Here is a 24,988-nt window from a genome sequence, read left to right on the forward strand (position 1 = left end):
GGGATAATGAAATATGATGAACAGACTGACTTGCGGGTTATCTCGCAACAGTCACGGCAAGCGATGACTGCACGCGAGCAGGATCGAATCGAGTTTGATGCATTGCTTGCGGAAATGGAGAAGTCCATTTCACAAGTTGCTGTAGCGAGGATCTTTACTGATAGGGGGGTGCGGGAGACCCAACCGCCTGCAAGTATCGGCCTTGGCGAAAAAACGGCGCCTAAACCTGATCTGGGAAAGCCAACTGAACCATCCAGCCGCAATGACACCAACCCCAAGCCCGTTATACTCGATCCTGGCCTCGGTAAGGTCATAGAAGGGGATCGCGGCGTTCCGGCGCGGAAAGAAGTCGGCCCCGGCGGTAATGCCCCCAGCAATAATAATGCAGCTGGCAATGGCGGAACTTTTCACAAGCGCGTAGCGGCGGCGAGTTTTGCCGATAGTTTCAAGAACGGTGTAAATGCCGTTCGCCGAAACCTGATCATCGCCATGGGATTCACAGTCTTCCTGAATGTGCTTGTCCTGGCTATTCCAATCTATCTGTTCCAGATATCAGATCGGGTTCTTACCAGCCGCTCAACCGACACGCTTGTCATGCTTACGGTGGTGATCATCGGTGCCGTGCTTGTGCAGGTCGTTCTTGATGCTATCCGGCGGTTCATTCTTATGCGCACGGCGGTCGAAGTTGCCGTGCAGCTTGGAGCGCCTATCTTGAGCGCCGCCGCGCGCGCATCCCTGCATGGTAACGGCAAGGATTATCAAGTGCTTGGTGATCTCCAACAGTTGCGGTCATTTCTGACGTCTGGCACTTTGCTGTCATTCTTCGATGCGCCCATTTCCCCTATATTCCTGCTTGCAGTATTCCTGATACATCCGCATCTCGGCTATATCGTTATTGTCTCCTCATTGCTGCTGATCGTCATTGCCTTCATCAATCAGCGCGCTACTGCAGCCTCGTTCGCTGAGGCGACAAGCTTCCAAAGCCGGGCAATGCTTCATCTCGACTCCATGTCGCGCAACTCGCAAATCATCAATGCCCTCGCAATGATCCCGGAGGCCGTGCGCATATGGGGCCGCGATATGGCGGGTTCCTTGAAATCGCAGGTTCGCGCACAGGACCGGAACATCATTTTCGCAACGATTTCCAAATGTTCCCGATTGCTGACACAGGTCGCCATGTTGGGATGGGGAGCGCATTTGGCCATTGACGGACAATTGACTGGCGGCATGGCGATTGCCGCCTCGATCATTGCCGGACGCGCTCTGGCACCCATCGAAGGAGCGATCGAAGGCTGGAACAGTTTCATCCAATTCCGCTCGGCCTTTGGCCGCATCCGAAACCTTCTCCAGAACTCGCCGCTGAATCTGGAACGTTTGCGATTGCCGGACCCGCAAGGCCGGCTTGATGTGGAGCGAATTCTCTATGTTCCGCCGCCCAACAAGAAAGTTATCCTGAACGGGATTTCTTTCACATTGTTGCCCGGCGAATCCATGGCTGTCATTGGCAATTCGGGCGCTGGAAAAACAACACTCGGCAAGATGCTCGTTGGGTCGATCCTGCCGACTTCGGGGAGCGTTCGTCTGGACCTTATGGATCTGCGCAATTGGGATCAGCGTCAGTTCGGCGAGAATATCGGTTATTTGCCGCAAGATGTTCAGCTTTTCCCGGGCACCATCAAGGCCAATATCGCTCGAATGCGCGAAGATGTCAGTGATCAGGCCATTTTCGACGCGGCCGTACTGGCGGATGTGCATGAACTCATCGCGACCTTTCCACAAGGCTATGAAACCGTTGTTGCGGCGGATGGCGCACCTCTTTCGGGAGGCCAAAAACAGCGCATTGCTCTGGCACGCGCATTCTTCGGCAATCCCAAGCTTGTGGTACTCGATGAACCAAATTCCAATTTGGATCAGCAGGGTGACGTCGCACTGACCAAGGCTTTGTTTCACGCAAAAAAACATAAAATAACCGTGGTCACCATTACGCAGCGTCCCGCGCTCTTGAGCTGTGTCGATAAGATCATGGTTCTGAATAATGGCACTGTTACAATGTTCGGTACGCGGGAAACCGTGATGGAAGCACTCTCCAAAAAGAGCAAACCCAAAGGACCTGTTCAGACAATTCAGGCCGGGGAAATAAAAGTGGGAGCAATGACATGACGACCGCCAATATTATGAACAGTCTCGAATGGTATGACGGTGTTCCGCGATCGATCAAACCATATAGCAAGTTTGGAATTGCCCTGGTTTTCGTTTGCTTTGGTGGCTTTGGAACATGGGCTGCAACAGCACCCTTGGCCGCCGCCGTCATCGCGCCCGGCAGTTTCGTTGCGACGGGAAAAAACAAGATCGTACAGCATTTGGAAGGCGGCATAATCAAGGAACTTTTGGTGCGTGAAGGAGATCACGTCCACGAAAACGATGACCTTGTCCGCCTTGACGAGACCTCTGCCAAGACCAACTCCCAGCAGCTGTTTTTACGCCAGGCCCGCCTGGAAGCTATCCTGGCGCGGCTGCATGCCGTCGTCAAAGGCGCCGAAAGGTATCAACCGCCCAAGATCATTCTCGATAATATGGGCAACCCGGAAATACGGGCCGTAAACGAAAGCCAAAGCGATAATTTCGATGCGGCCCATGCCAAATATGCCAATGAATTACAGATGATGGAGCGCAATATTTCCGCTCTTGAGTTCAGGCGTATCGGCCGGACGGCTCAAATCGAGGCGACACAGACTCAGGTAAGCCTGCTGAAAACCGAGTATGTATCAAAATACTCCCTTTTCAAGAAAGGTTTGATGGCGCGGTCCGAGGTCAGTGTGCTTGAGCGGGCTGTTGCCGATGGCGAAGGCAATATTGCTCGTCTGAACGCGGAAATCATGGAAGTGAACGCCCAGATCGAGAAATTCCAGAAAGAAATCATCCAGACCAAAGACACTGAGAAACAGGCAGCTCTGGATGAAATTCAAAGCGCGGAGGCCGAGCTTGACACAGTTCGCGAACAGACCCGCCAGGCCGAAAGCGTTCTTAACCGGACCTTGATCAAGGCGCCCGTTTCAGGAACGATTATCCGGCTATATTATCATACGGCCGGCGGCGTTATTGAAAGCGGCAAGCCCATCGTCGAAATACTGCCAACGGGTGTCCCGCTCATCATCGAGGCGCAGATACCGCGCATGCAGATCGATGAAGTGAAAGAGGGACAGGAGGCTCATATTCGCCTCAGTGGCCTCAATCAGCGCACGACACCTATTATCAATGGGCGAGTGGATTATGTATCTGCGGATTCTATGGCCGACACCACGCCCGGCCAGAAGCAGGACATCTATATAGCCCGGGTCAGCATACCTGCTGATGAATTAAAGCGTATCCATGGATTTACCCCGACGCCGGGCATGCCGGCAGATATTCTCATTCAAACTCATGAGCGCACATTCTTTGAATATCTGGCCAAGCCGGTTATCGATAGTATGTCGCGGGCTTTCAGGGAATCCTGATCAGGAGCTGGGGATCATTTGCTTGGCACGTTGCGACTCCGATCGCGTGACTTCCTTATCGACATTTGTTTTCACCCGCCGTTTTGCCACTGGAAAGACGGCAACGGCTGCCGCGCCTGAAAGCACATAAAAGAGCATTCCCAGATCATAGACGGTGCTTACCAGAAAAGCGGCGATCAAGCTTGCCCCGAGACCCGAGCGTATGGCTCGCACGACGTGGCGCTCGACGGTGCCATTGCGGAAGACCGACCGGCGAAATAACGTCGAAAGAGTGAACACTGCGAAACACAAAAACCCAGGCAAACCGACATTGGAAAGCAGTACAAACAGATAGCTGGAAGCTCGCGCTCCACCGACCCCGACGCCCAAACCATAACTGTCAATGAAGTTTGACCAGGCCACCTCATTCCAGTGGCCACGCTCTCTGCCTGAAGCGCTATCCAGTTTGCCAAGAAGACTCTCATCCAGAAATGAGCCTATGGCTTCGACGAGGGTGGGGGACAATACCGCCACAAGCAGGATTACGGCGAGGGCGCTCAAACCGCCCGCATATAATAGCAGAGGCTTGCGCATCTTCCCGCCCCATAATGTGGGGAGAACCGATTGGAGCGTGAGCATGAAAAGAACAAAGATCAGTCCGACATAAGCAGTGCCCGATGTTGAAAGAGCGAGCAAAATCAGAAATGCCACGGCATATAAGCCGGATGCAAACGGCCGGACATGATCGAGATAAAGACTTGCAGATATGGCAAACAGAATGAGCGTGAAGCTAGCAAAGCTGGATGATTCCGGAAAGCTGGCCGAGATGCGCTTTAATCCACCCATCTCGACATTGGTCATCAATGAGTAATTGGCCGTATGGATGAAATTGAGGAAATCGATTGGTCCAGTGGCAAATGTGATGAGATCCGCCATGGCAAACAACACATTCAAGCCGCAGAGTATAAAGAATGCCGTGAGAAAATGCTGGTAAGCATCGCGCGTACGGAAATAGGCAAATGAAGCTGCAAAACATGCAATGCCGCCCAGCGCATAGACAGTTTGCGTGATGTGGGTACTGGAAAAGCTGAGCGGGTTGAGCGCAATCCGGCTAAGGCCAGCGGGCAATCTTTGCACCACCATCGTTTCGGTAATACCCGCCATCAGTCTTGGAAAGAACAGCGTGGCGATAAGACCATAGATGATCAGCAGTAGAAGCCAGAAGCCGGTGCTGGGATAAAGCAAGCTGCTGATTGCCGGATTTAACCCGGTGACGCGCGTGATCCGCAAAGCGAAGAATACCATGAAGGCATTGGCGACTAGAATGGAAGCTCCGCCTAATGCAGGCAGCGTCACGGCAGCGGCCGCACCAAACAATGTAAGAATAACCATGCCGTACAAGGCATAGCGATGGTGCATGAACTGTACCAGAACGCCAAACAGAATGACGCAAACACCGAAAAAATTGGTTGCCATGCTTATCCTTCGCCCGCCACGGTCACTGGCTCTGGGTTCCTGTTAGTCGGTCCTGCCCGATAATATCTTGAACGACTTTAAAGGCGGCTTTCGGCTCTCCGGCGCGCCAGCCATTCTTTTCGTCGCCGTCCAGACGAACAAGGCCCATATAGGCTTCAAAGTCCGGCGCCCAGTATGTTTCGTCCATCAATTCATAAACATGAGCCGCTTCAATCGGGTAGAGCTTGCGGAGGCGCTGGAGCATTTCCATCATCGTCTTCAAACCAGCGGCCTGGGCAGCCTCGCTTTCAATGCTGCCTTTGGGATGATTGAACTCTGTTACCCAGATAGGCTTCCCATATTCGGCCAATGCCTTGAATGCCCATTCCGGATCTTGACCATAAAGATGCCAGACCGAGATATCCCAGTTGATTCCGCTCTGCTTCATACGTTGAAAGGCGCCGATATGGCCCCAACCGGCGGTGCCCATGGCGGTACGATATTTTCCGCCAGCCTGCTTCATGCCAGCGTCAAGGCCATGCATGACGGCGGCGACTTTTTCCCAGCGTGGCCCGTAATAATCGAGCGGGTAGAGTCCTCCCGCAGGTCCCCAGTTGCAAGGATATTGCGTGCCGTCATCTCGCATTTCGCAAGGCTGGATGATTGCGAAATTTTCAAGTTCATTGCCCAGTTCCCATACTTTGATCTTTGCCCCCAGCATGGTCGCCGTTTCATAAGCAAGTGTTTTGGAGGTTGAATGGATTTCTTCGATTGTTGCAGCATTCAAATCTATCTTGGGGGTGAATACAGGAAGGATCTCCACATTGTTCGCTTCAGCGAGATCAACCAAGGCTTTCAACTTCGGAAGCTGTTCGGTGCTTTGGACATCGACGCGATAGGAGCGCGCGCCCAAGTTCACAAGTGATGCCACCTGTTCCTCCAATGTAACGCCATGATAAGACGCAAGCGGATGACCGTTCACACCCCAGATGAAGGCTTGCTCATCTGCTCTTGTGACCAGTGCCGTCCAGGCAAAAAATGCCGACACAACAACCACCATTGCGAGAAAAACTTTCTGCATCATGATGGTCCTTTCCGGGCTAGCCGCCTTGGAGTTCTGCTATGGGCATCACGAGTTGCGGTCCGAGGTGCAGATAGCGTGTCGCTTTGCGTTTTGCGCGAATATCACGCCAGACGCGAAGTACTTGATCCTCGCTTAGATGGGCGGATGCGGCGATGACAGCAGCGGGCAGTGATTCATTCAAACCGTAAAGGCACTGGTCCATCTGGTGATAAGGCAATGCAAAATAGAATTCTTCCTGGGTCTGCGCCAATTGGTAGGTGTCCGTCGTTGGTGGTCGCGACGTGATCTCCTCCGGAACGCCGAGATAGGCTGCCAGCTGGTAAACCTGTGACTTGTAGAGATGGGCGATCGGCTTTAGATCAGCCGCACCATCGCCATTTTTAACAAAGAAACCTTGATCATATTCCAACAGGTTTGGCGTGCCGATGACGGCATAGTTCATGCGATCCGCATGGTAATATTCGATCTGTTTGCGGGTCCGCTGTTTCATATTGGTTGCCGCGACAATCCCAAGATAGACGGAGCTTGGCATGCGCAGCTTTTCGGTTGTGCCGTCCGGGCGCTGCAACACAAGTGAGGAAATATTATAGCCTTCATTCGCCAATGCATTGGCAATGACGATCTTCGACGCCCATCCGGGGCCAAATTCCGGCTCGATTTGCTTGATGAAAGCGTCGCGCCGTTCGTAGCAACCCATTGCTTCAAGCGATGGGCCGATATCCTCAACGATGCTAGCCAGACCATATGTTTCCGCCACCAATCGGCCCAGCGTCAGACTTTCAGGATCGGAGTCATTTTCAGGCATGAAAATGCATAGGACATTTTGTGCGCCAACAGCTCTTGCGGCAAGCGCAGCGCATACACTGGAATCCACACCTCCTGACAGACCTAGAACAAATCCGCGGCGGCGCAACGTGTGGCGGAGCTGCTCACGCATGGCGGCAACGATCCGCTCTGTCTCAGCCGCAGGATCAATGGTCAGCGATATGGGTGAAACAGCACTGATTTCAGGGTTTATATTGTTCATGTCAGCTCTCCTGAGGCTCGGCGGCCAATCTGCGGCTCACCTTGCCAGTGTCCGTTTTGGGAAGGCTCGGACGAAACTCAACGGATTTCGGAACCATGAAATCTTCGAGGTTTTTTGCGCAAAAACGGATGATTTCGCGATCGGTCAGAGCCGGGTCGCTCAGGACGACGATTGCCCGTATGGCCTGTCCCAAAACAGGGTCATCCACGCCAATCACAACGGCCTCGGCAATGCCGGGGCAAGAGTGCAGCACGGCTTCGACTTCTTTGGGAGCAACTTTTTCGCCCCGCGTCTTGATGATGTCGTCCTTACGGCCGACAAAGTAGAGATAGCCGTCGCGATCCTTCGAAAAGAGATCGCCAGTATAAAGCACTTTTTCCCACGGATTGGGGCCGGGCCGCAGCATGCGGGCGGTTGCTTCCGCATTTTCCCAGTAGCCTTGCATGACGTGAGGACCGCGAATGACAAGCTCCCCCACAACGCCCGGTTCAACGATCGTGCCGCTGTCGTCGACGATAAATGCTTCAGTGTTAGGAATTGCAATACCCACGGAGCCGGGTCGTTGGTCCAGCTGTTCCGGCGGAAGATAGGTACAGCGCTTGCATTCCGTGAGGCCATACATGGAGTACAGTCGTACGTCCGGGAAGAGTTCGCGCAAACGCGCAATATGCGCGGGCGGCAGGGCAGCGGCGGTGTTGGTGATATAGCGCAGATCCGGCAGAAATCCGGGCTCTATGTCCCGCATCTGCAGGATCAGCGCTGCCATGGTTGGCACCAATGGAAAGCCAGTTACATGTTCACGCCGCATGACATCAAAAATTGCCTGCGGAAAGCCAAAGGACGCTTCCAGCACGAGCGTGGCTCCACTGCGTATTGTCATGAACAGCTGATAAAGCCCGTAGTCGAAAGCGAGGGGCAATACATTGAGAATTATGTCATCTTCGCTGTTTTGCACATAGGTTGTGATCGAGGTGGCCGCCGCTTCGATATTGCGATGATTCATCATCACGCCCTTGGGACGTCCCGTCGATCCGGACGTATAGATCAGCATCGCCAGGTCGATATCAATGCCGCCATGAAGAATCGGATGCCGGGCCACCTGCAGCATCTGCGTGAAGGAATGTCTTCCCGGTTGAGCAGCTTCTTCGCCGCGGCTGGCCACGATCAGCTCGCAGCCCGTATTTGACCCGATCGCTTCAACAGCAATGGGTGCCAGTTTTTCCTGTGCAATGACCATTCTGGCGCGACAGTTTTCGATAATGTAAGCCAGCTTGTCCGCTTTTGTGGAGGCGTTAATCGGACTGAAAACAGCGCCAGCCTTCAGGATCGCATAGATGGCAATCGTTGCTTCCCAGCAATTGCTCATAAATACCAGAACACGATCACCACGCATCACGCCCTGCGACCAGAGCGAAGCCGCCAGGCGATCCGACAGGTCGTCAAGTTCAGCATAACTCAGTCGCTTGTCGCCTGCGATGAGAACAGTCTTGTTGTCCAATCTTTTCGCCGTTTGACGAAGAATGTCCTCGATCCGCATGATTGGCTGCTCCTCGTTTGCTTAAGCAACCGACCGTTGAAGAATAGTCTTGCTTGCTACGTAGCTGGCTATGCTGGCGATTGAATCGAGGTTTGCCGGGACAATTTCGGAGTCATGCACACTGATCTGAAACGTGTCTTCCAGATATGTCACCAGTTCGAGGACCCCGGTTGAATCGATAATATCGGTTTCAATGAGCGATGTTCTGTCATCAAGTGGATGGCTTGTGTCGCCGAAGAGATAATTTTCGACAATGAAGGCTCTGATCTGTGTTGCGAATCCCGATGTCATTTTTCTTCCCTTTCATTCCGCGGCGACAGCGTGCCGCTGTATGTGTGTTGTGAATATTTGGTGCCATAGCTGTGTTGAAAGGATTCCAACGAAGGCCGAGTTGTCGCGATATCCCACGGGATTATCGCGCGCGCATTTCCCAACCAGTTTTTCGACAGCTACCGGGTTAAACAGGCCCGTATCGGATATGGCTGCCGCATTCATGGAATCCCGAACGTAATCCGGCATTCCACCCGCCGTAAACGAACGGCTGTCAGGTGCGCGATAGGGCTGTTTCAGTCTTGCAGTGATCGTTTGCGGCACGAGGTCGCGAACGGCTCGTTTCAGAATGTGTTTTTCAGCAAGGCCCTTTAGCTTCATCCCAACGGGGATGCGTGAGGCAAACTCGACGAGGCGATGATCCAGAAATGGGAAGCGCCCCTCAAGGCCATGCGCCATGGCCATGCGATCACTCTGACAGTTCAGAATATATCCAGGCAATAGCAATGATGTTTCCAGATACTGCGCTTGATGCAAGGGGTGCCAGCGCGTGAAATCTTTTGGAAGCCCGGAAACGAGATCGGCGGTTGCGTCATAGCCGTTCAGCGCGGTTTGCAGGTCCTGGGAGAAAAACATCTTCGTTGCCGCAGTACCCCTAAAACGTGGGCGATGCGAATATAAGGGATCACGGATATCGTCGGCACCGGCGCCAAAAAATGCCGACAGATATTCTGGAGACTGCTGCTTCAGTCCACTGAGATAGGGGTATAGTTTTCGAAACAGTTGTGGGCGGATCCGCGACGTCGGCTGTGCGGCACAGAAGCGGCGCACTTTCGCTTCGCGAAACAGATCATATCCAGCAAAGACCTCATCAGCCCCTTCGCCAGTCAAGACGACTTTGTACCCTTCACTGCTGGCAAGACGCGATAGAAGATAGAGTGGCGCTGGAGCTGTACGAAGAACAGGCCGCTCCGTATGCGCAATCACCGAGGGGAAGATGTTTGCGATGTCGTTTGTACTACAGGTTAATGCGGAGTGATCGGTGCCAAGTGCTTCGACCATCTGCATCTGGAATGCCGTCTCGTCATGTTCGGCAGATTCAAAACCGATTGAAAATGTTCGCAGGCGGTCCGGCACAATTTTGGCTGCAATTGCTGACACGGCGGAGGAATCCAATCCGCCTGAAAGATAGGATCCCACAGGCACATCAGCCCTTAGACGAATGCGCGTGGCATCGGTCAGGAGATGCAGTAATTCTTCGGCAACGTGATCTTCAGACCGTGGGGAGGCCGCACCATTGCGATCGGGGTATTGCAGTTGCCAATATGGCGCTGTCTTGAATGTCTCACCCTCAAGCAGCAGGAAATGCGCCGGCTGCAATTCAAAGATGTTCCTGAAGATCGTACGAGGCGCAATGGGTGCCCACAGCGTGAATATCTGGTCCAAAGCATATATATCGACTTCAGCTTCGATACCGGGAACGGTTAAAAGTGATTTGGCTTCCGAGGCAAAGAACATAGTGCCCTTGTGCCAAGTATAGAATAATGGCCGCACACCCATGCAATCCCGCGCAAGCATCATGCGGCGGCGCCTTTGGTCCCATATCGCAAAGGCAAAATCACCATTGAGTTTCTTGACGCAATCCGGGCCCAGCTCATCGTAAAGATGCAGGATGACTTCGGTGTCGCTTGATGTCTGGAAAACATGCCCCTGCGCAATCAAATCATCGCGCAACTCAACATAATTGAACACTTCGCCATTATAGCTGATGACGACATCACCACGGGCATTCTTCATAGGCTGCTGGCCGTCTTCCAGCCCGACGATGGAGAGCCTCATGTGCCCCAAGCCAGCTTTCTGATCGACGTAGATGCCGTTTTCGTCAGGTCCGCGATGTGCAATTGCACCAATCATCGAGCTCAACACAGACTGACCGTCCTGAAGTGAGCCTTTTGAGGCGAAGTAGCCTGCAATTCCACACATAGTTGCCCCCAAATCACTGCAACTGCGGAGTATATTCCCCGCTTGGATACAGCTATTGAAGCCTATAATATGGCCCTCAGGGGTCAATAAATAATTGGATTTAAAGGGCAGGGCAATACTAGTTACGTGTGTATCTAGGAGGGTATATTATGTTTTCCTGTGACGGGAATATTGGTAATCATGTATAATTTACAGATATGCTTATCTATCCCGCAAGCATGACTTTAAATTGTGGAAAAGTACCGTGGATACACCGAATTTATTACAATAAATCCATGATTGATTAATTGCCACCTACCCGCAGCTCCACGATAATAGTGCAAAATAATAAATTGTGGGATAGCAAATGGGCGTGAAATTTCCGTGGGCAATCAAGAGGTTTGTGCGCACAATAGCAGCAACGGCCATGGCGTTTTCATGTCTCGCTTTGCCCTTTTCCGCTTACGCCAATGGCGATTACAAGCTCGCTCCCTACACCCGGTTAAGATTGACTGTTCTTGAATGGATTGCCTCGCGCGGAGAATATAGAGAGTGGACCGCGCTGAACGGCGAGTATGTTGTGTCAGATAGTGGAACTGTGCTTCTTCCACTTATTGGCACAATGGAGATAGCAGCCCTTGATGCCTCATCGGCGGCGACCGAAATTTCAAAGCGCATCCAGAAGGCGACGGGCTTGGTTACCATGCCGAATGTCGCCGTGCAGGTCGTGGAGTATCCTGCAATTTTCCTCGTTGGAAATGTTGAGCGGCCTGGTGAATACAGGTTCAGACCCGGCCTTACAGTCTTGCAGGCCGTTGCCTTGGCTGGCGGCAGATATCGCCCGCGAGAAGAAGCAAGGACAGTTGAACAGATTCAATATCTTGGAGAGCTGCAATCTGTCCACGGCGAAATGGTGCGGACGCTTGCTCGTGTGGCGCGCCTGAAGGCAGAGGTTGCCGGGACAACGGAGATTCAATTTCCGAGCGATCTTTCTGAGTTGGCCGACGGCATGAGCATTCAATCCATCACTGCTGAAGAGCGGGCAATCTTCGATACGCAGTCGAATGGTTTAAAGCGCCAGCTTGCAAACCTTGATGAACTGCGTGCGCTTTTCGCTTCCGAAATCGAGGTTTTGCAGGAGAAAGTAGCTGGCCAGGAAAAACAGATCAAGCTGATGGATGCGGAGCTTGAGACGGTCAAGCCGTTGGTGGAGCGCGGCATCGCCACAACATCCCGCCAATCAGATTTACAGCGGATTATCACAACCTTGCAGGCTGATCGGCTTGATCAGGTTACCGCCATCATGCGTGCCCGGCAGAATATCAGCCAGGCGAGCCGCGATGCCCAAAATTTGGTTAATCTCCGTCAAACCACCGCTACGACAGAGCTTCAAACAGCGCAGGCTGCGCTGGATCAGCTCAAGATAAGGCAGGACACAGCTGAAAGGCTGCTCGTTGCTGCGGGATCAATTTTGTCGGGCAAGGCAAAGCCCGGAGAAAAACAGGAGCCTGATCTCGTATTCACTATCACCAGGGCAACGACCGCCGAGCCAATCGAGATTGCAGCAAACGAGGATACCGTCCTGGTGCCTGGCGATGTGGTGCGGGCGGCACTCAACGTGCGGTTTTCCAAGAAGACAGCCGGTAACAGCCCGACAGAAATACCTGCTGAACCGGGCACGCCTGCGTCGCTACCCGTTCCGCTCAACGCCGCTGCCGCGCAAGTCAAAACGACCCAATAAGAACATTGTGGATAATAAAGATGGTCAGACATAAACATCACTCGACACGGACTGATGAACTTCATGCCGATGCCCATTTGATCGGTATGGCCGATATTGTCGGTTTCTTGCGGCGCAACTGGCGCTTTGTTGGCGCTTCCATTCTTGGATCGGTACTAATTGCCGTCGCCTATCTCCTGGTCGCGGAGCCGATTTTCACGGCCACGGCCCGAATAGTCATTGATCCCGAACAGGCCAGAATTGCCTCGCAGGATGCGGTTTCGGGGACGATCGTGATCGAAACCGGTGAGGTTGAAAGCCAGGTTGAAATCATCCGCTCTGAAGCCATCGCCAAAAGCGTCATCGAGCAGCTTTCGCTCACGGAGGATCCCGAGCTTCAAGGCGGCGATAGCCTCTTGTCCAGCCTTGCTTTCTGGCGTTCGGACAAAGGCAAGGTGGCTGAACCTGAATTGATCATGCGCAAGACAGTTGCGGGCTTTCTGGAGCGATTGCGCGTCTGGCGTGTCGGGCAATCCTATGTGCTCGACGTTGCATATAATTCCACGGACCCGGCCAAGGCTGCAACGGTGGCAAATGCCACGGCGTTGGCCTACATCAAAGCGGGTCTTGATGCAAAATCATCGGCGGCAAAAAGCGGCGCCGGTTGGCTGGAAAGCAGACTTGCGGAGATTAGCGGGCAAGCGAATGCATCCGCTCGTGCCGTGGAGGATTTCCGTAACCAGAACCAGATATCGCAAGCCGGTGCAACTTCGCTGGATGAACAGCAACTCACGGAGGCGAATATCCAGCTCTCCAGAGCAAAAGCTGATACTTCGGCGGAGAGGGCAAAGCTTGCGATGATCAACAAATTTCTCCAATCGGAGACTTATGTCGACGGATATGTTGACGAAGCACTTCGCAATCCGCAGATAACAGCGCTTCGTGAACGGCTGAATACGGCTTCCACCCAGCTTGATGAGTTGAAGGGGCGCTATGGCGAAAATGGAGCGGCGGTGCAAGCTGCCCAGCAGGAGATCGCACGCCTGAAGGGTGAGGTACGCCAGGAAATCGTTCGTATCGGGCAGGTTTATAAATCGAATGTCGAAGCGGCCGAGCGTCGCGAGCAATATGTCAATGACCAGCTGCAAGCGACGATTCAATCCGGTCTCAGCAAGGGCATGGCCCGCGTTCAGCTGGGCGAGCTTGAAAGCCGCGCAAATACCTATCGGCAAATGTATCAAAGTTTGATGCAGCAATTAATCAGTGCCTTGCAGCAGGAATCTTTCCCTGTAGGAGACTCCCGTCTGGTCTCCGCTGCTGCGATCCCGCTCGGCAAGACCTGGCCCAAGGGGTCGCTGGTACTCGCGCTTGCGAGCGTGCTTGGCGGACTGGCGGGGCTTGCCTATTCTGCCGTTCGAGAAGTTAGTGATCGTCGCATCAAAACAGAGAGCCGTTTGCGACGCGAACTTGGGTTGAACAGCCTTGGCACATTGCCATTTGTTTCGGCCAGAGCGATTTCAAAGGGCAATCCGCAAGAGCAGTATCAATTGCTGAATTTCGTACTGGATCATCCCAATCACCTCTTTTCAGACGCTGTTCGCAATACCAAGGCCTCACTGGATCTGATAATGCGTCGGCAAGGTGCAAAAGTCGTGGGTATTACATCGGCGCTGCCGGGCGAGGGCAAGACAACAGTCGCAAGCAATTTGGCACAGCTTTATGCAGCGACGGGTTCAAGAACGATGCTGATCGATACCTGTGCCGCCAACCCGACGCTTACCCGGCTGTTCACGACAATGACCAAGCCCCATCAGGCTATCTCAACCGATGTTGTAGAAAACCACAGGAAAATTGAAGCAACCGAAGGGTCAAGCCGCCGCGACGCACGAACTATTCGGAAGGTCGATGAAATTCGGGCGGAGGAACCCTATGCTTCCGTATCCGTAATAACGCCGCCAGCTCTCATGAGCGTAGACGAGATAACCCATAGTTCGAGCCAGGCATATCGCTATCTCAATCTTCAGGCTCTGGAGAGCCACCTCGACAGATTGCGCGATCAGCACGATATCATCATCCTCGATCTGCCGGATTTGACGACAAGTGCAGATGCTCGAATAGTCAGTGTGATTGTCGACTGCGTTATTCTCACCGTGGGTGACCGGCAGAATGTAACGCTCGATGTCCTTGGCGCGGCGATTGCAAATTGCAGTGGCATCAACTCGGATGCGGTCGGCGTTGTTTTCAATACACCTCTACATCCCCGCACAGCCGCGCCGCTCGCTTTCCCGCCATCAAGCCTTCGGGCAGGAAGTTACGGCCGCTCACTTCAAAGGCGTTTCTCCAAATTTGCAGGTTCATTGGCAAGTTTCCGGTGGAGCAGGTTATGACGCGCGAACCAAAACAGCGGCTCAAGATTGCAGTCGGCATACCGTCAACCGGCAGACCGAGAATATTGGCCGCCACGGTTCCCTTGATTGAGCAACAGAACCGGCTACCCGATCAGATTGTTATCTGCACACTCAAGCCAAGCGATACTCCGGAAAATCTGGAGGCAGGGATGAGCGTTCCGCTGCTATCGCTGCAATCGACTTCCGGGCTGGCCAAGCAACGCAACGACATCATTCGAGCATTGCCGGATTTCGATATATTATTGTTTCTCGACGACGATTTTCTGATGGCTCCGAACTATATAGCCGAGGTCGAAAAGCTGTTCCTCGAACATGATGATATCGTCATATCAACGGGTAATGTTCTTGTAGATGGCATAGGAACAGCCGGAATACAGGTGAAAGAAGGTGCAAGTCTGTTGCAGGCCCTTCTGGATGATCCGTCTTCGCGCCCCGACCTGTTGAAGGATGTCTATAACGGGTATGGCTGCAATATGACTTTGCGACTTGACGTGATGAGACGCAACGATATCTGGTTTGATGAAAACCTTCCACTTTACTGTTGGCTTGAGGATGTTGATCTGAGCCGGTCGCTTGCCAAACATGGCCGTATCGTCAAATCAAACAAGCAGCGCGGTATTCATCTTGGCGTGAAGAGTGGTAGGACCTCCGGGATAAAGCTCGGCTATTCCCAGATCGCCAATCCATATTATCTGGCCAGGAAAGGCACCATGGCTTTCTCCAAGGCTATCGCCATGGCATCCAAGAATTTGATTGCCAATATTTTTGGAAGCATTTCGCCGGAGGCGTGGATAGACCGGAAAGGACGATTAAAGGGAAATGGATTGGCTCTCTTCGATCTTCTCCGCGGAAGGATTTCGCCGTCGGGCGTATTGGATGTTGAAAAGGCTGATTGATTACCCGGCGTCGCATCATGCCCTTGCCTGGGTGCTATTGCTATTAGTCATGGTGATGACAGTGGGGCCGATTACCTTGCGTCCGGCAACCTGGATCGGGCCAAATGTCGAGCGATTTTCGGCATTTCTGCTGCTTGGCATCACATTCAGCCTGACCTATCCGAAACGGCTGATTTTTGTGGCGATTATTATAATAGTGTCATGCGGACTCTTTGAATATGCGCAGCATTTCATGCAGAACAGACATGCGGATATTGCGAATTTTTTGGTAAAAATTGCGGGCGCCGCAATGGGTATGGCTGGCGTAAAACTGCTTCGTTAAAGTCAGTGTCTGCCGGATTGAAACATGGGCCCGCCGCGCCATGCGGGATAGCCATAACCATTGATAAGCACCAGATCGATGTCGGAAGCGCGCATGGCTATGCCTTCATTCATCAGCTTGTCACCCTCGGCAACAAGCCCGCCAATGATGTTCGTCATGATTTCATCCTGCCCGAACGAGCGACGGGTAATTCCCTTTTCATCCGAGATGGTTGCGATCAGGTCTGCAACGGCAGGGTCCACCGATTTTTTGCCGCCATCATACGCATAGTAGCCTTTGCCCGCCTTTTGGCCGAAGCGCCCTGCTTCACACAAACGATCAGCAATGGTGACATACCGTGCTGCAGGGTCGCGCTTGCCCGCATCACGCTTGCGGCGAGCCCAGGAAATGTCCAGCCCAGCCAGATCGGTTACAGCATAGGGGCCCATGGGAAAACCATATGCCTCGACGGCCGCATCAATTTCATGGGGCAATGCGCCATCTTCAAGCATGATGTCGCATTGATGCCGATAGGCCGTAAACAAACGATTGCCGATAAAGCCTTCGCAAACACCGCTGACGATACCAAGCTTGCCCAGACGCTTTGTGACGGCCAATCCCGCAGCCAGAACATCTGGCGCGATGTCTTTTGTTCGTACGACCTCAACAAGCCGCATGATGTTCGCTGGTGAGAAGAAATGCAGCCCAATGAAACGGCTGGGGTTTATGATCACAGAAGCAATGGCATCCGGATTCAGATAGCTCGTATTGGTTGCCAGAATGGCATCTGCCCGCACAATGGAAGAGAGCGATGCAAAGAGTTCCTGTTTCACATCCAGATCATCAAAGACTGCTTCAAGAACAAGATCGCATTGGGAAAAAGCAGCGCGATCAATATGAAAGCCAATACGGGAAAGCCGTTGTTCCTTGAGAGCAATATCAATCCGACCGGACTTCACCATGCGATCGTAAATGGCTTCGATCCGCTTGCGGCCCAAATCCATAGACGGCTCATCACGTTCTACGATTGTGATATCATACCCAGCATCAGCAAAGGCGACGGCGATGCCAGCGCCCATGAGTCCGGCACCGGCAATGCCTACATTCTGTACTAAGCGAGGACTTATTCCCTCAAGATCAGCGACTTTAGCGGCGAGACGTTCTGCAGCAAAAACATAACGAAGCGCAATTGCCTGTTCGGAATCGACCAGTTCGAGGAACTTTTCCCGCTCACGTTTCAAGCCTTGCTCGATTGGCAAACTGGCCGCAGAAAATGCGCTCCGCGCAGCTGCGCCCGGCGATATTTGCCCGCGTGCCTTGCGTTCTATCGCGGTGATCTGCGCGTCTACTGCCAGTCCATCGAATTCTCGCACAGATAATGTCCCGGTTCGACGTGGCTCACGACCAGCAAGTATTTGTGCAAATGCAATTGCATCCTGGATCAGATCATTATCGGAGATGCGGTCAATCATTCCAAGATCAAGGGCCTGCGCTGCTGAAACCCGCTTACCGCTTGCAACCATATTGATTGCCTCTGGCATGCCAATCAACCGGGGTAGCCTCTGCGTTCCACCGGCGCCCGGGATAATTCCGAGCTTTACTTCCGGCAAACCAAGTTGGGTCTGTAGAGCCGCAATACGGCCGTGCGCTGCAAGCGCGATCTCCAAACCACCGCCCAAGACTGTTCCATGGAGCGCGGCAATAACAGGCTTTGCGGAATCTTCTATCAACTGCACCAGATCATTGAGGAAGGGCGCGCGCGGAGGCGTGCCGAACTCTTTCACGTCTGCACCCGCAACAAAGGTTTTGCCTTTGCATGCTATAATGATGGCTTGGATCGCCACATCCGCATTTGCTTCGGCCAGAGCAATAGCCAAACCCTCACGCACCGCATGGGACGTTGCATTCACCGGCGGATTATCGATCCAGACCAGGCCGATATTGTCTTGGCAATTCCAGCTGACAGCCATGTTCAGTCCGGCACAACAGCGGTTGCCTGAATCTCGACAAGCGCTTCATCTTCGATCAGGCCCGACACTTGAACGACCGCCATTGCCGGGAAGTGCCGGCCCATGGTGGCTTTGTAGGCCGCGCCGATTTCCTTCAATGCTGCCGAATATTGCTTCCGGTCCAAAACATACCAGGTCATGGTGGTGACATGCTCGGGGCCAGCGCCGCCCTCACGCAATATGGCGAGGATATTCTCGAGAGTCTGCCGCACCTGACCCGGTAGGTCTTTCGCTTCAAATTTGCATTGAGCGTTCCAGCCGATCTGCCCCCCGACGAAGATGGTTCGCCCCCGGGCTTCCATTCCGTTGGAATAGCCGATTGGTCGCGCCCAACCCTCTGGCTGCAAAACACGATTTAGGGTGCTCACGCTGATCTGTTCAACAGTTTTGGTCATGCTGCTTCCGGTCAATTGGAGAATGCCGCAATGCCGGTAATGGCGCGGCCTAAAATTAGGGCGTGGATATCATGCGTGCCTTCATAGGTATTGACGACCTCAAGATTGACGAGGTGGCGCGCTACCGGGAACTCATCGGAAATGCCATTGCCTCCCAGCATATCGCGGGCATTGCGGGCAATTTCCAAGGCCTTCCCGCAGGAATTGCGTTTCAGGATTGATGTAAGCTCAACAGGGGGCGAGCCCTCATCCTTCATGCGACCAAGACGCAGGCAGCCTTGCAGTCCAAGAGCTATCTCGGTTGCCATATCGGCGAGCTTCTTCTGGATCAACTGATTTGCCGCAAGTGGGCGACCAAACTGTTTGCGATCCATCACGTAATCACGTGCTGTTTCGAAACATGATTCAGCAGCACCCAGTGCACCCCATGCAATTCCAAACCGCGCTGAGTTCAGGCAGGTGAACGGTCCTTTAAGTCCTGTCACATGCGGGAGCATGTTTTCCTCCGGCACAAACACATCGTCCATCACGATCTGGCCGGTGATGGAAGCGCGCAGGCCAACCTTGCCGTGAATGGCAGGCGCAGAAAGCCCTTTCCAACCCTTTTCAAGAATGAAGCCGCGGATCAACCCATCTTCCGTTTTTGCCCAGACCACAAACACATCGGCAATCGGTGAATTGGAAATCCAGGTTTTGGAACCATTCAACAGATAGCCGCCATCCACCTTACGAGCACGACTTGCCATGGAGCCGGGATCAGAACCGTGGTCCGGTTCGGTTAGTCCGAAGCAGCCGATTTTTGTGCCTGCAATCAGACCCGGAAGATATTTCTGCTTCTGATCCTCGCTGCCGAAAGTATGAATCGGAACGATGACCAGTGAAGATTGCACGCTCATCATGGAGCGATAGCCGCTATCGATCCGTTCAATTTCCCGTGCGATCAAGCCATAGGAAACATAGTTTAGCCCCGCCCCGCCATACTCCTCCGGCACTGTCGGTCCAAGCAGTCCAAGCGCGCCCATTTCAGCGAATATGGACGGATCAGTCTTTTCATGGCGGAAGGCTTCCTGCACGCGGGGCAGCAATTTGTCTTCACCGTAGGCCCGTGCGGTATCACGCACCATCCGCTCTTCCTCGCTCAATTGTGCGTCGAGATTAAACGGGTCCTGCCAGTCGTAATATGCTTTTGATCCATGCATGGGAATTATCCTGCCTTTTTGCCAGCGCTCTTCATCAGCTCGCGGCCGATGATGAGTTTTTGAACTTCGGTTGCGCCCTCATAGATACGTAGGGCACGAATCTCGCGGTAAAGACGCTCGGTAATTTCGCCAACCCTTACCCCGCGCCCGCCAAAGAGTTGCAGCGCTTGATCGATGACCCATTGGGCATTTTCAGTGGCCGTCAGCTTTGCCATTGCGGCTTCGCTTGTTGTTGGGAGTTTCTGCACGTCCCGCCGCCATGCGGTACGGAATGTCAGTAGCGCGGCAGCGTCGATCGCCGTTGCCATTTCACCCAGTGTGCTTTGTGCTGTAGGCAGATCAGACAGGGTTGCGCCAAACATCTTGCGGCTTCTGGCATGTGCTACGGCCTCATCAAGTGCCCGCCGGGCAAAGCCTATGGCGGCGGCAGCCACCGATGGGCGGAAAATATCAAGTGTTCGCATTGCGATCTTGAAGCCTTCGCCTGCCATTCCTAAAAGCTGGGAAGCCGGTATGCGGCAATTGTCGAAGCGAATGCGGGCCAGCGGATGGGGTGCAATGGTTTCAATGCGTTCGACAATGGAAAAACCTGGCGTATCGGCTAAGACCACGAACGCCGAAATTCCGCGCGTGCCGGGAGCTTCGCCGGTACGGGCGAAAACCGTATAGATATCGGCAATCCCGCCATTGGAAATCCAGATTTTTTCGCCATCCAGAATGAAATCTTCGCCATCGCGGCGGGCGGAACAACTGAGCGCTGCAACATCTGAACCGGCATCCGGCTCTGATAATGCAAAGGCGGATATCAACTCGCCTCGCGCAATTTTCGGTAGAATCTGCTGCTTCAGCTCCTGAGAACCGGCAAGGCTTATCGCGCCAGTGCCAAGCCCTTGCATGGCAAAGGCGAAATCCGCTAGGCCATCCGTATAGGCCAATGTTTCCCTGATGACGCAAAGTGAGCGACTATCGATCTCTTGCGAAACGCCGCCAAAATCCTTTGGCACGCAATGGCGCAATATTCCGGCTGCGCCTAGCTTAGCGACCAGTTTTTTGCATGCGGAGTCGGCATCTGCATGATCGATTTCGCCCAACCCGCCGCCGGAGATGAAGCTATCGAGTTCGCCTGCCAGTGTGCGTGCATCGTCGCCGAAAAACGGCCATTGCAAATGTTCGCGGGTCAGCATTCCTGCGGGTTTGGCAACCATCCGCTAGTTCCCTTCGAACTGAGGTTTGGTCTTGGCCGCAAAGGCTTCGAAAGCCCGGCGGAAATCACCGGTTGCCATGCAAATGGCTTGGGCTTGCGCCTCCGATTCAATGAGCTGATCAATGCCCATTGCCCATTCCTGATCCAGCATCTTTTTGGTCATGGCATGGGCAAACCAGGGTCCATCCGCAACTGTGCGGGCAAAGCGCTGCGCTTCACCAAGCAAGTTGGGCCGCTCATGCAGGGCATTATAGAAGCCCCAGCCATGGCCTTCATTTGCCGTCATCGCACGGCCTGTAAAGAGCAGTTCGCTGGCTCGGCCCTGTCCAATAATGCGCGGAAGAATGCCGCAAGCCCCCATATCGGCACCAGCAAGTCCAACACGGGTAAACAGGAAAGCGGTTCGCGTTTCAGGCGTTGCAATCCGGAAGTCAGCAGCCATGGCGAGAATGGCTCCCGCTCCAGCGCAAATTCCATCCACCGCAGCGATGATTGGCTGCGGACAGGCCCTGATCTGGCGCACCAGATCCCCGGTCATGCGTGTAAAATCCAGAAGGTCAGGCATTGCCATGCGCGTCAGCGGTTCGATAATGTCGAAGACATCGCCGCCGGAAGAAAAGTTATTGTCTGCCCCAGTTAGCACCACCGCGCGCACATCGCTTGCGCGGGCAAGGGAGCGGAACAGCTCGGTCAATTCCTCGTAGCTTTCAAAGGTGAGAGGATTTTTCTTTTCCGGGCGATTGAGCGTAATCGTGGCAACGCGGCCGTCATCATCCGTCTCAAACAGAAAATGCTTGGCCTTGTGATCCTTGAAGGGACGCTTTTTATCCTGCATTGGATTGCTCATTCTGTTTAGCCTCCCATCACTTCGCCGCCGGCAACAGGGATTGCCTGGCCAGTTATTGCGCTTGCTTTTTCAGATGCCAGCCAAAGCACCGTATCGGCGACTTCCTGCGGTGTGACGAGCCTGCCTTGCGGGTTGGAACGGGCAAGGCTGGCGCGGGCATCATCAATTGAACGACCGGTTTTGCCACTGATCATTTCCACCGCATTGTCGAGCAGGGGCGTATCGGTAAAGCCGGGGCAGACGGCATTGACCGTGATATCGGTTCGCGCCAGTTCCAGCGCAAGCGATCGTGTCAGGCCAATCACGCCATGTTTGGCTGCACAATAGGCCGAAACATAAGGATAGCCGGTTAGCCCTGCCGTGCTGGCAATATTGATGATCCGGCCATTGCCGGAAAGGCGCAGTGAGGAAAGTGCCGCCTGTGTTACGATAAATGTACCTGTCAGATTTACGCCGAGAACCCGGTTCCAGAGATCAAGGTCTGTCTTGTCAAAAGGTGCTGAGGGCGCTTCACCGGCGCAGTTAACAAGCACGCCGATTTCACCCGCAAAAGAAATGGATTTTGCGATATTCTGCTCGACTGAGGCAGCGTCCGTCACATCGAAACCGTCAAGAACCAAGGCTTCACCGCCCTTATCGACGATCAGGTTTTTGACCTCTGCAAGCGGCGCATGCCGCCGCCCGGCAAGCGTTACACGCATACCTTCCGCAGCCAAGGTCAGAGCTATGGACCGGCCGATGCCAGTGCCAGCGCCTGTGATGAATGCGTGCTTCTTTGCTTGGCTCATGGCTTGGCTGCCCGGGCCAGATTATTCACATATTGCGCCTTGGCCGAATAATATTGCTTGGGCCAAGGCTGATCGGCATAGCCGATCTTTGCAGCCTCATGCATGACGAAGGATGGATCAGCCAGATGCGGACGAGCCACGGCGCATAGGTCCGCACGTCCTGCGGCGATAATCGAATTGGCGTGATCGGCTTCGGAAATTGCGCCAACCGCAATTGTAGGAATTTGAATCTCATTGCGGATTTTGTCTGAGAACGGTGTCTGGAACAGGCGACCATAGACCGGCTGTTCTTCCTTAACGACCTGACCGGATGAGCAGTCAATCATATCTGCTCCGGCCTTCTTGAACATCTGCGCAAAGATTGCGGCATCTTCAGGCGTATTACCGCCTTCGAACCAGTCATTGGTCGAAAGACGCACTGATATTGGCTTGTCTTCAGGCCAAACCTGCCGGATGGCGTGAAATATTTCTAACGGGAAACGTGCGCGACCTGCGTGGTCGCCGCCATACTCATCTTCACGATGATTGGTGAGGGGTGAAAGAAAGCTCGACAGGAGATAGCCATGGGCTGCATGCAGTTCGAGCATATCGAAACCAAGATTGCACGCTCGTTGCGTTGCTTGCACAAAATCTGCCTTAACGCGATCCATATCATCCCTTGTCATGGCGCGAGGCGTATCAGAATTTTGCAGATAGGGCAGGGCTGACGCAGAGATAAGAGGCCAGCCGCCCTCGGCGACAGGCTGGTCAATGCCTTCCCATGCAACTTTGGTGGAACCCTTGCGGCCCGCATGGCCAAGCTGAATGCCGATCTTTGCAGGTGTCTGCTGATGCACGAAGTCAACAACCCGCTTCCAGGCGGTTTCCTGCTCGTCGTTCCAAAGGCCGAGACAACCGGGAGTGATACGCGCATCGGCGGAAACGCAGGTCATTTCCGGGAAAATCAGCGCTGCTCCGCCCATGGCGCGCGCGCCAAGATGCACCAGATGGAAATCATTGGGCAGGCCATCAGTGGCTGAGTACATTGCCATGGGCGAAACCATGATGCGATTATGCAAGGTCAGGCCGCGAATTTTGAACGGCGTGAACATGGGCGGGGGTACTGAACCGTTCGACGAGGGGTTGACCCCCGCGCGTTCTGCAAACCAGCGCTCGAAACCTTCCAGCCAGTCCTTGTCCCGCAGCCGCAGGTTTTCGTGGCTGATGCGCTGCGAGCGGGTCAGCATGGAATACATGAATTGTTCTGGTTCAAGAGTATCCGCATAGCGTGTGCCGACCACCTCGAACCATTCCATCGCATTGCGCGCGGCATTCTGGATGCGCGCGACATCAACACGGCGCACATCCTCATAGGCGGCTAGAACCGCAGGAATATTGGCTTTATCATGGCCAGCAATATCAAATTGCCGGGTAAGCTCGATAGCATCATCAATGGCAAGTTTAGTGCCAGAGCCAATAGCGAAATGGGCCGTATGGGCGCTGTCGCCCATGAGAACGACATGGCTTTTGCCGTTAAAATGGCTCCATTTCTCGCAGATCAGGCGGCCAAAATTAAGCCAGGCGGAACCGCGCAGATGGCGCGCATTGGTCATTAATTTGTGACCATCAAGCGTCTCGGCAAACAGCTTTTCGCAAAAGGCAATGGATGCGTCCTGATCCATCTTGTCGAGGCCATGGGCCTTGAATACTTCATCTGTCGTTTCAACGATGAAGGTGGATGTGTTCTCGTCGAACCGATAGATATGCGCCTGAAACCACCCATGTTCGGTTTTCTGGAAATCGAAGGTGAAGGCGTCAAAACGCTTATCCGTTCCCAGCCAGACAAAGCGATTGGGCCGAACCACCATATCGGGGCGGAAGATGTCGGTATATTTTGTGCGAATGCGCGAATTCACCCCATCAGAGGCGATGATCAGATCGGCGTCAGGAAATTCTTCGTCGCCATTTACGTCTTTTTCGAAGAGGAGTTCCACACCAAGTTCAAGGCAGCGATCCTGCAGGATGTTCAGCATTTTCTTGCGGCCGATACCGACAAAACCGTGACCGCTGGTGCGAATCTTCCGGCCCTTGAACACCAGTTCAATATCATCCCAGTGGTTGAATGCTACTTCAATTGTCTCGGCTGTCTGCGGGTCCCATTGGCGCATTGACTGCATGGTTGCATCGGAGAAAACGACCCCCCAGCCGAATGTATCAAACGCACGGTTACGCTCCACGACAGTGATGTGGTGTTCGGGATGCTGGCGCTTCATGAGAAGAGCAAAATAGAGGCCGGCAGGGCCGCCACCAATACAGACAATCCGCATGCTTGTTCCTCCAAAAGACTGGCGATGCTTTCCCGCTTATGCGTTTGCGCTTCTCGTCAGCCGTTAAAACCCAAAATGAACCGGTTACAAATAAATTTCAAGCTTAA

19 protein-coding genes are annotated in these 24,988 nt (G+C 53.6%); 6 read left to right on the forward strand and 13 right to left on the reverse strand.

What is annotated here, in order from left to right; translation table 11 throughout:
- The first annotated feature begins 6 nt into the window (after window positions 1–6).
- Together V9K92_RS21170 and V9K92_RS21175 are read left to right on the forward strand one after the other, a co-directional pair.
- Complete coding sequence (locus V9K92_RS21170) at window positions 7–2,160, forward strand: type I secretion system permease/ATPase (protein ID WP_337354879.1); 2,154 nt, start codon at window positions 7–9, stop codon at window positions 2,158–2,160.
- Window positions 2,157–3,494 carry an HlyD family type I secretion periplasmic adaptor subunit gene (locus tag V9K92_RS21175; protein ID WP_115053347.1) on the forward strand — a complete coding sequence of 446 codons (1,338 nt, stop codon included), beginning with the start codon at window positions 2,157–2,159 and terminating at the stop codon, window positions 3,492–3,494. Before V9K92_RS21170 ends, V9K92_RS21175 begins: the two co-directional genes overlap by 4 nt.
- Here the strand turns inward: V9K92_RS21175 and V9K92_RS21180 are convergent, their stop codons facing one another.
- From V9K92_RS21180 to asnB, 6 genes are read right to left on the reverse strand one after another with little or no spacing between them, the layout of a single operon-like run.
- Window positions 3,495–4,949, reverse strand: coding sequence for a hypothetical protein (locus V9K92_RS21180; RefSeq protein WP_337354880.1), 1,455 nt, complete (start codon window positions 4,947–4,949; stop codon window positions 3,495–3,497).
- 22 nt (window positions 4,950–4,971) lie between these two features.
- Window positions 4,972–6,012 (reverse strand): glycosyl hydrolase, encoded by a 1,041-nt coding sequence (locus V9K92_RS21185; protein WP_337354881.1) that lies wholly within the window; start codon window positions 6,010–6,012, stop codon window positions 4,972–4,974.
- A gap of 16 nt (window positions 6,013–6,028) precedes the next feature.
- On the reverse strand, window positions 6,029–7,039 hold the full coding sequence (gene nadE / locus V9K92_RS21190) for an NAD(+) synthase (protein WP_337354882.1): 1,011 nt from the start codon (window positions 7,037–7,039) through the stop codon (window positions 6,029–6,031).
- A 1-nt stretch (window position 7,040) separates the two neighbouring features.
- On the reverse strand, window positions 7,041–8,576 hold the full coding sequence (locus V9K92_RS21195; RefSeq protein WP_337354883.1) for a class I adenylate-forming enzyme family protein: 1,536 nt from the start codon (window positions 8,574–8,576) through the stop codon (window positions 7,041–7,043).
- Between the two features lie 21 nt (window positions 8,577–8,597).
- Window positions 8,598–8,867 carry an acyl carrier protein gene (locus V9K92_RS21200; protein ID WP_115053352.1) on the reverse strand — a complete coding sequence of 90 codons (270 nt, stop codon included), beginning with the start codon at window positions 8,865–8,867 and terminating at the stop codon, window positions 8,598–8,600.
- 12 nt (window positions 8,868–8,879) lie between these two features.
- Window positions 8,880–10,829 (reverse strand): asparagine synthase (glutamine-hydrolyzing), encoded by a 1,950-nt coding sequence (gene asnB, locus V9K92_RS21205; RefSeq protein WP_337354884.1) that lies wholly within the window; start codon window positions 10,827–10,829, stop codon window positions 8,880–8,882.
- Window positions 10,830–11,175: 346 nt separating this feature from the next.
- Between asnB and V9K92_RS21210 the strand changes: the two genes are divergently transcribed.
- The 4 genes from V9K92_RS21210 to V9K92_RS21225 are packed head-to-tail and all read left to right on the forward strand — an operon-like array spanning window position 11,176 to window position 16,154.
- Window positions 11,176–12,549 carry a polysaccharide biosynthesis/export family protein gene (locus V9K92_RS21210; RefSeq protein ID WP_337354885.1) on the forward strand — a complete coding sequence of 458 codons (1,374 nt, stop codon included), beginning with the start codon at window positions 11,176–11,178 and terminating at the stop codon, window positions 12,547–12,549.
- A 20-nt stretch (window positions 12,550–12,569) separates the two neighbouring features.
- Window positions 12,570–14,915, forward strand: a complete 2,346-nt coding sequence (locus V9K92_RS21215; protein ID WP_337354886.1) for a GumC family protein — start codon at window positions 12,570–12,572, stop codon at window positions 14,913–14,915.
- Entirely contained in the window at window positions 14,912–15,832 is a 921-nt protein-coding gene (locus tag V9K92_RS21220) for a glycosyltransferase family 2 protein (protein ID WP_115053356.1), read from the forward strand. Before V9K92_RS21215 ends, V9K92_RS21220 begins: the two co-directional genes overlap by 4 nt.
- Complete coding sequence (locus V9K92_RS21225) at window positions 15,813–16,154, forward strand: VanZ family protein (RefSeq protein ID WP_337354887.1); 342 nt, start codon at window positions 15,813–15,815, stop codon at window positions 16,152–16,154. Before V9K92_RS21220 ends, V9K92_RS21225 begins: the two co-directional genes overlap by 20 nt.
- Window positions 16,155–16,156: 2 nt before the next feature.
- On the opposite strand, the gene V9K92_RS21230 is transcribed toward V9K92_RS21225, so the two are convergent.
- Genes V9K92_RS21230 through V9K92_RS21260 form a run of 7 tightly spaced genes read right to left on the reverse strand, consistent with a single transcriptional unit; the run spans window position 16,157 to window position 24,881 of the window.
- Window positions 16,157–18,103, reverse strand: coding sequence for a 3-hydroxyacyl-CoA dehydrogenase NAD-binding domain-containing protein (locus V9K92_RS21230; RefSeq protein WP_337354888.1), 1,947 nt, complete (start codon window positions 18,101–18,103; stop codon window positions 16,157–16,159).
- Window positions 18,104–18,105: 2 nt separating this feature from the next.
- The gene (locus tag V9K92_RS21235) at window positions 18,106–18,537 is read right to left on the reverse strand and encodes a RidA family protein (RefSeq protein WP_337354889.1); all 432 of its coding nucleotides are present in this window, start codon (window positions 18,535–18,537) and stop codon (window positions 18,106–18,108) included.
- 11 nt (window positions 18,538–18,548) lie between these two features.
- On the reverse strand, window positions 18,549–19,736 hold the full coding sequence (locus V9K92_RS21240; RefSeq protein WP_337354890.1) for an acyl-CoA dehydrogenase: 1,188 nt from the start codon (window positions 19,734–19,736) through the stop codon (window positions 18,549–18,551).
- A 5-nt stretch (window positions 19,737–19,741) separates the two neighbouring features.
- Window positions 19,742–20,941: an acyl-CoA dehydrogenase family protein gene (locus V9K92_RS21245; RefSeq protein WP_337354891.1), complete on the reverse strand. Its 1,200-nt coding sequence runs from the start codon at window positions 20,939–20,941 to the stop codon at window positions 19,742–19,744.
- 3 nt (window positions 20,942–20,944) lie between these two features.
- Complete coding sequence (locus V9K92_RS21250) at window positions 20,945–21,787, reverse strand: enoyl-CoA hydratase family protein (RefSeq protein WP_336442149.1); 843 nt, start codon at window positions 21,785–21,787, stop codon at window positions 20,945–20,947.
- A 5-nt stretch (window positions 21,788–21,792) separates the two neighbouring features.
- Window positions 21,793–22,575 (reverse strand): SDR family NAD(P)-dependent oxidoreductase, encoded by a 783-nt coding sequence (locus tag V9K92_RS21255; RefSeq protein WP_337354892.1) that lies wholly within the window; start codon window positions 22,573–22,575, stop codon window positions 21,793–21,795.
- Window positions 22,572–24,881, reverse strand: a complete 2,310-nt coding sequence (locus tag V9K92_RS21260) for a bifunctional salicylyl-CoA 5-hydroxylase/oxidoreductase (RefSeq protein ID WP_337354893.1) — start codon at window positions 24,879–24,881, stop codon at window positions 22,572–22,574. The genes V9K92_RS21255 and V9K92_RS21260 overlap by 4 nt, the downstream gene beginning before the upstream one ends.
- Window positions 24,882–24,988 lie beyond the last annotated feature (107 nt).

This window comes from Phyllobacterium sp. CCNWLW109 (assembly GCF_037203905.1).
Lineage (GTDB): Bacteria > Pseudomonadota > Alphaproteobacteria > Rhizobiales > Rhizobiaceae > Phyllobacterium > Phyllobacterium ifriqiyense.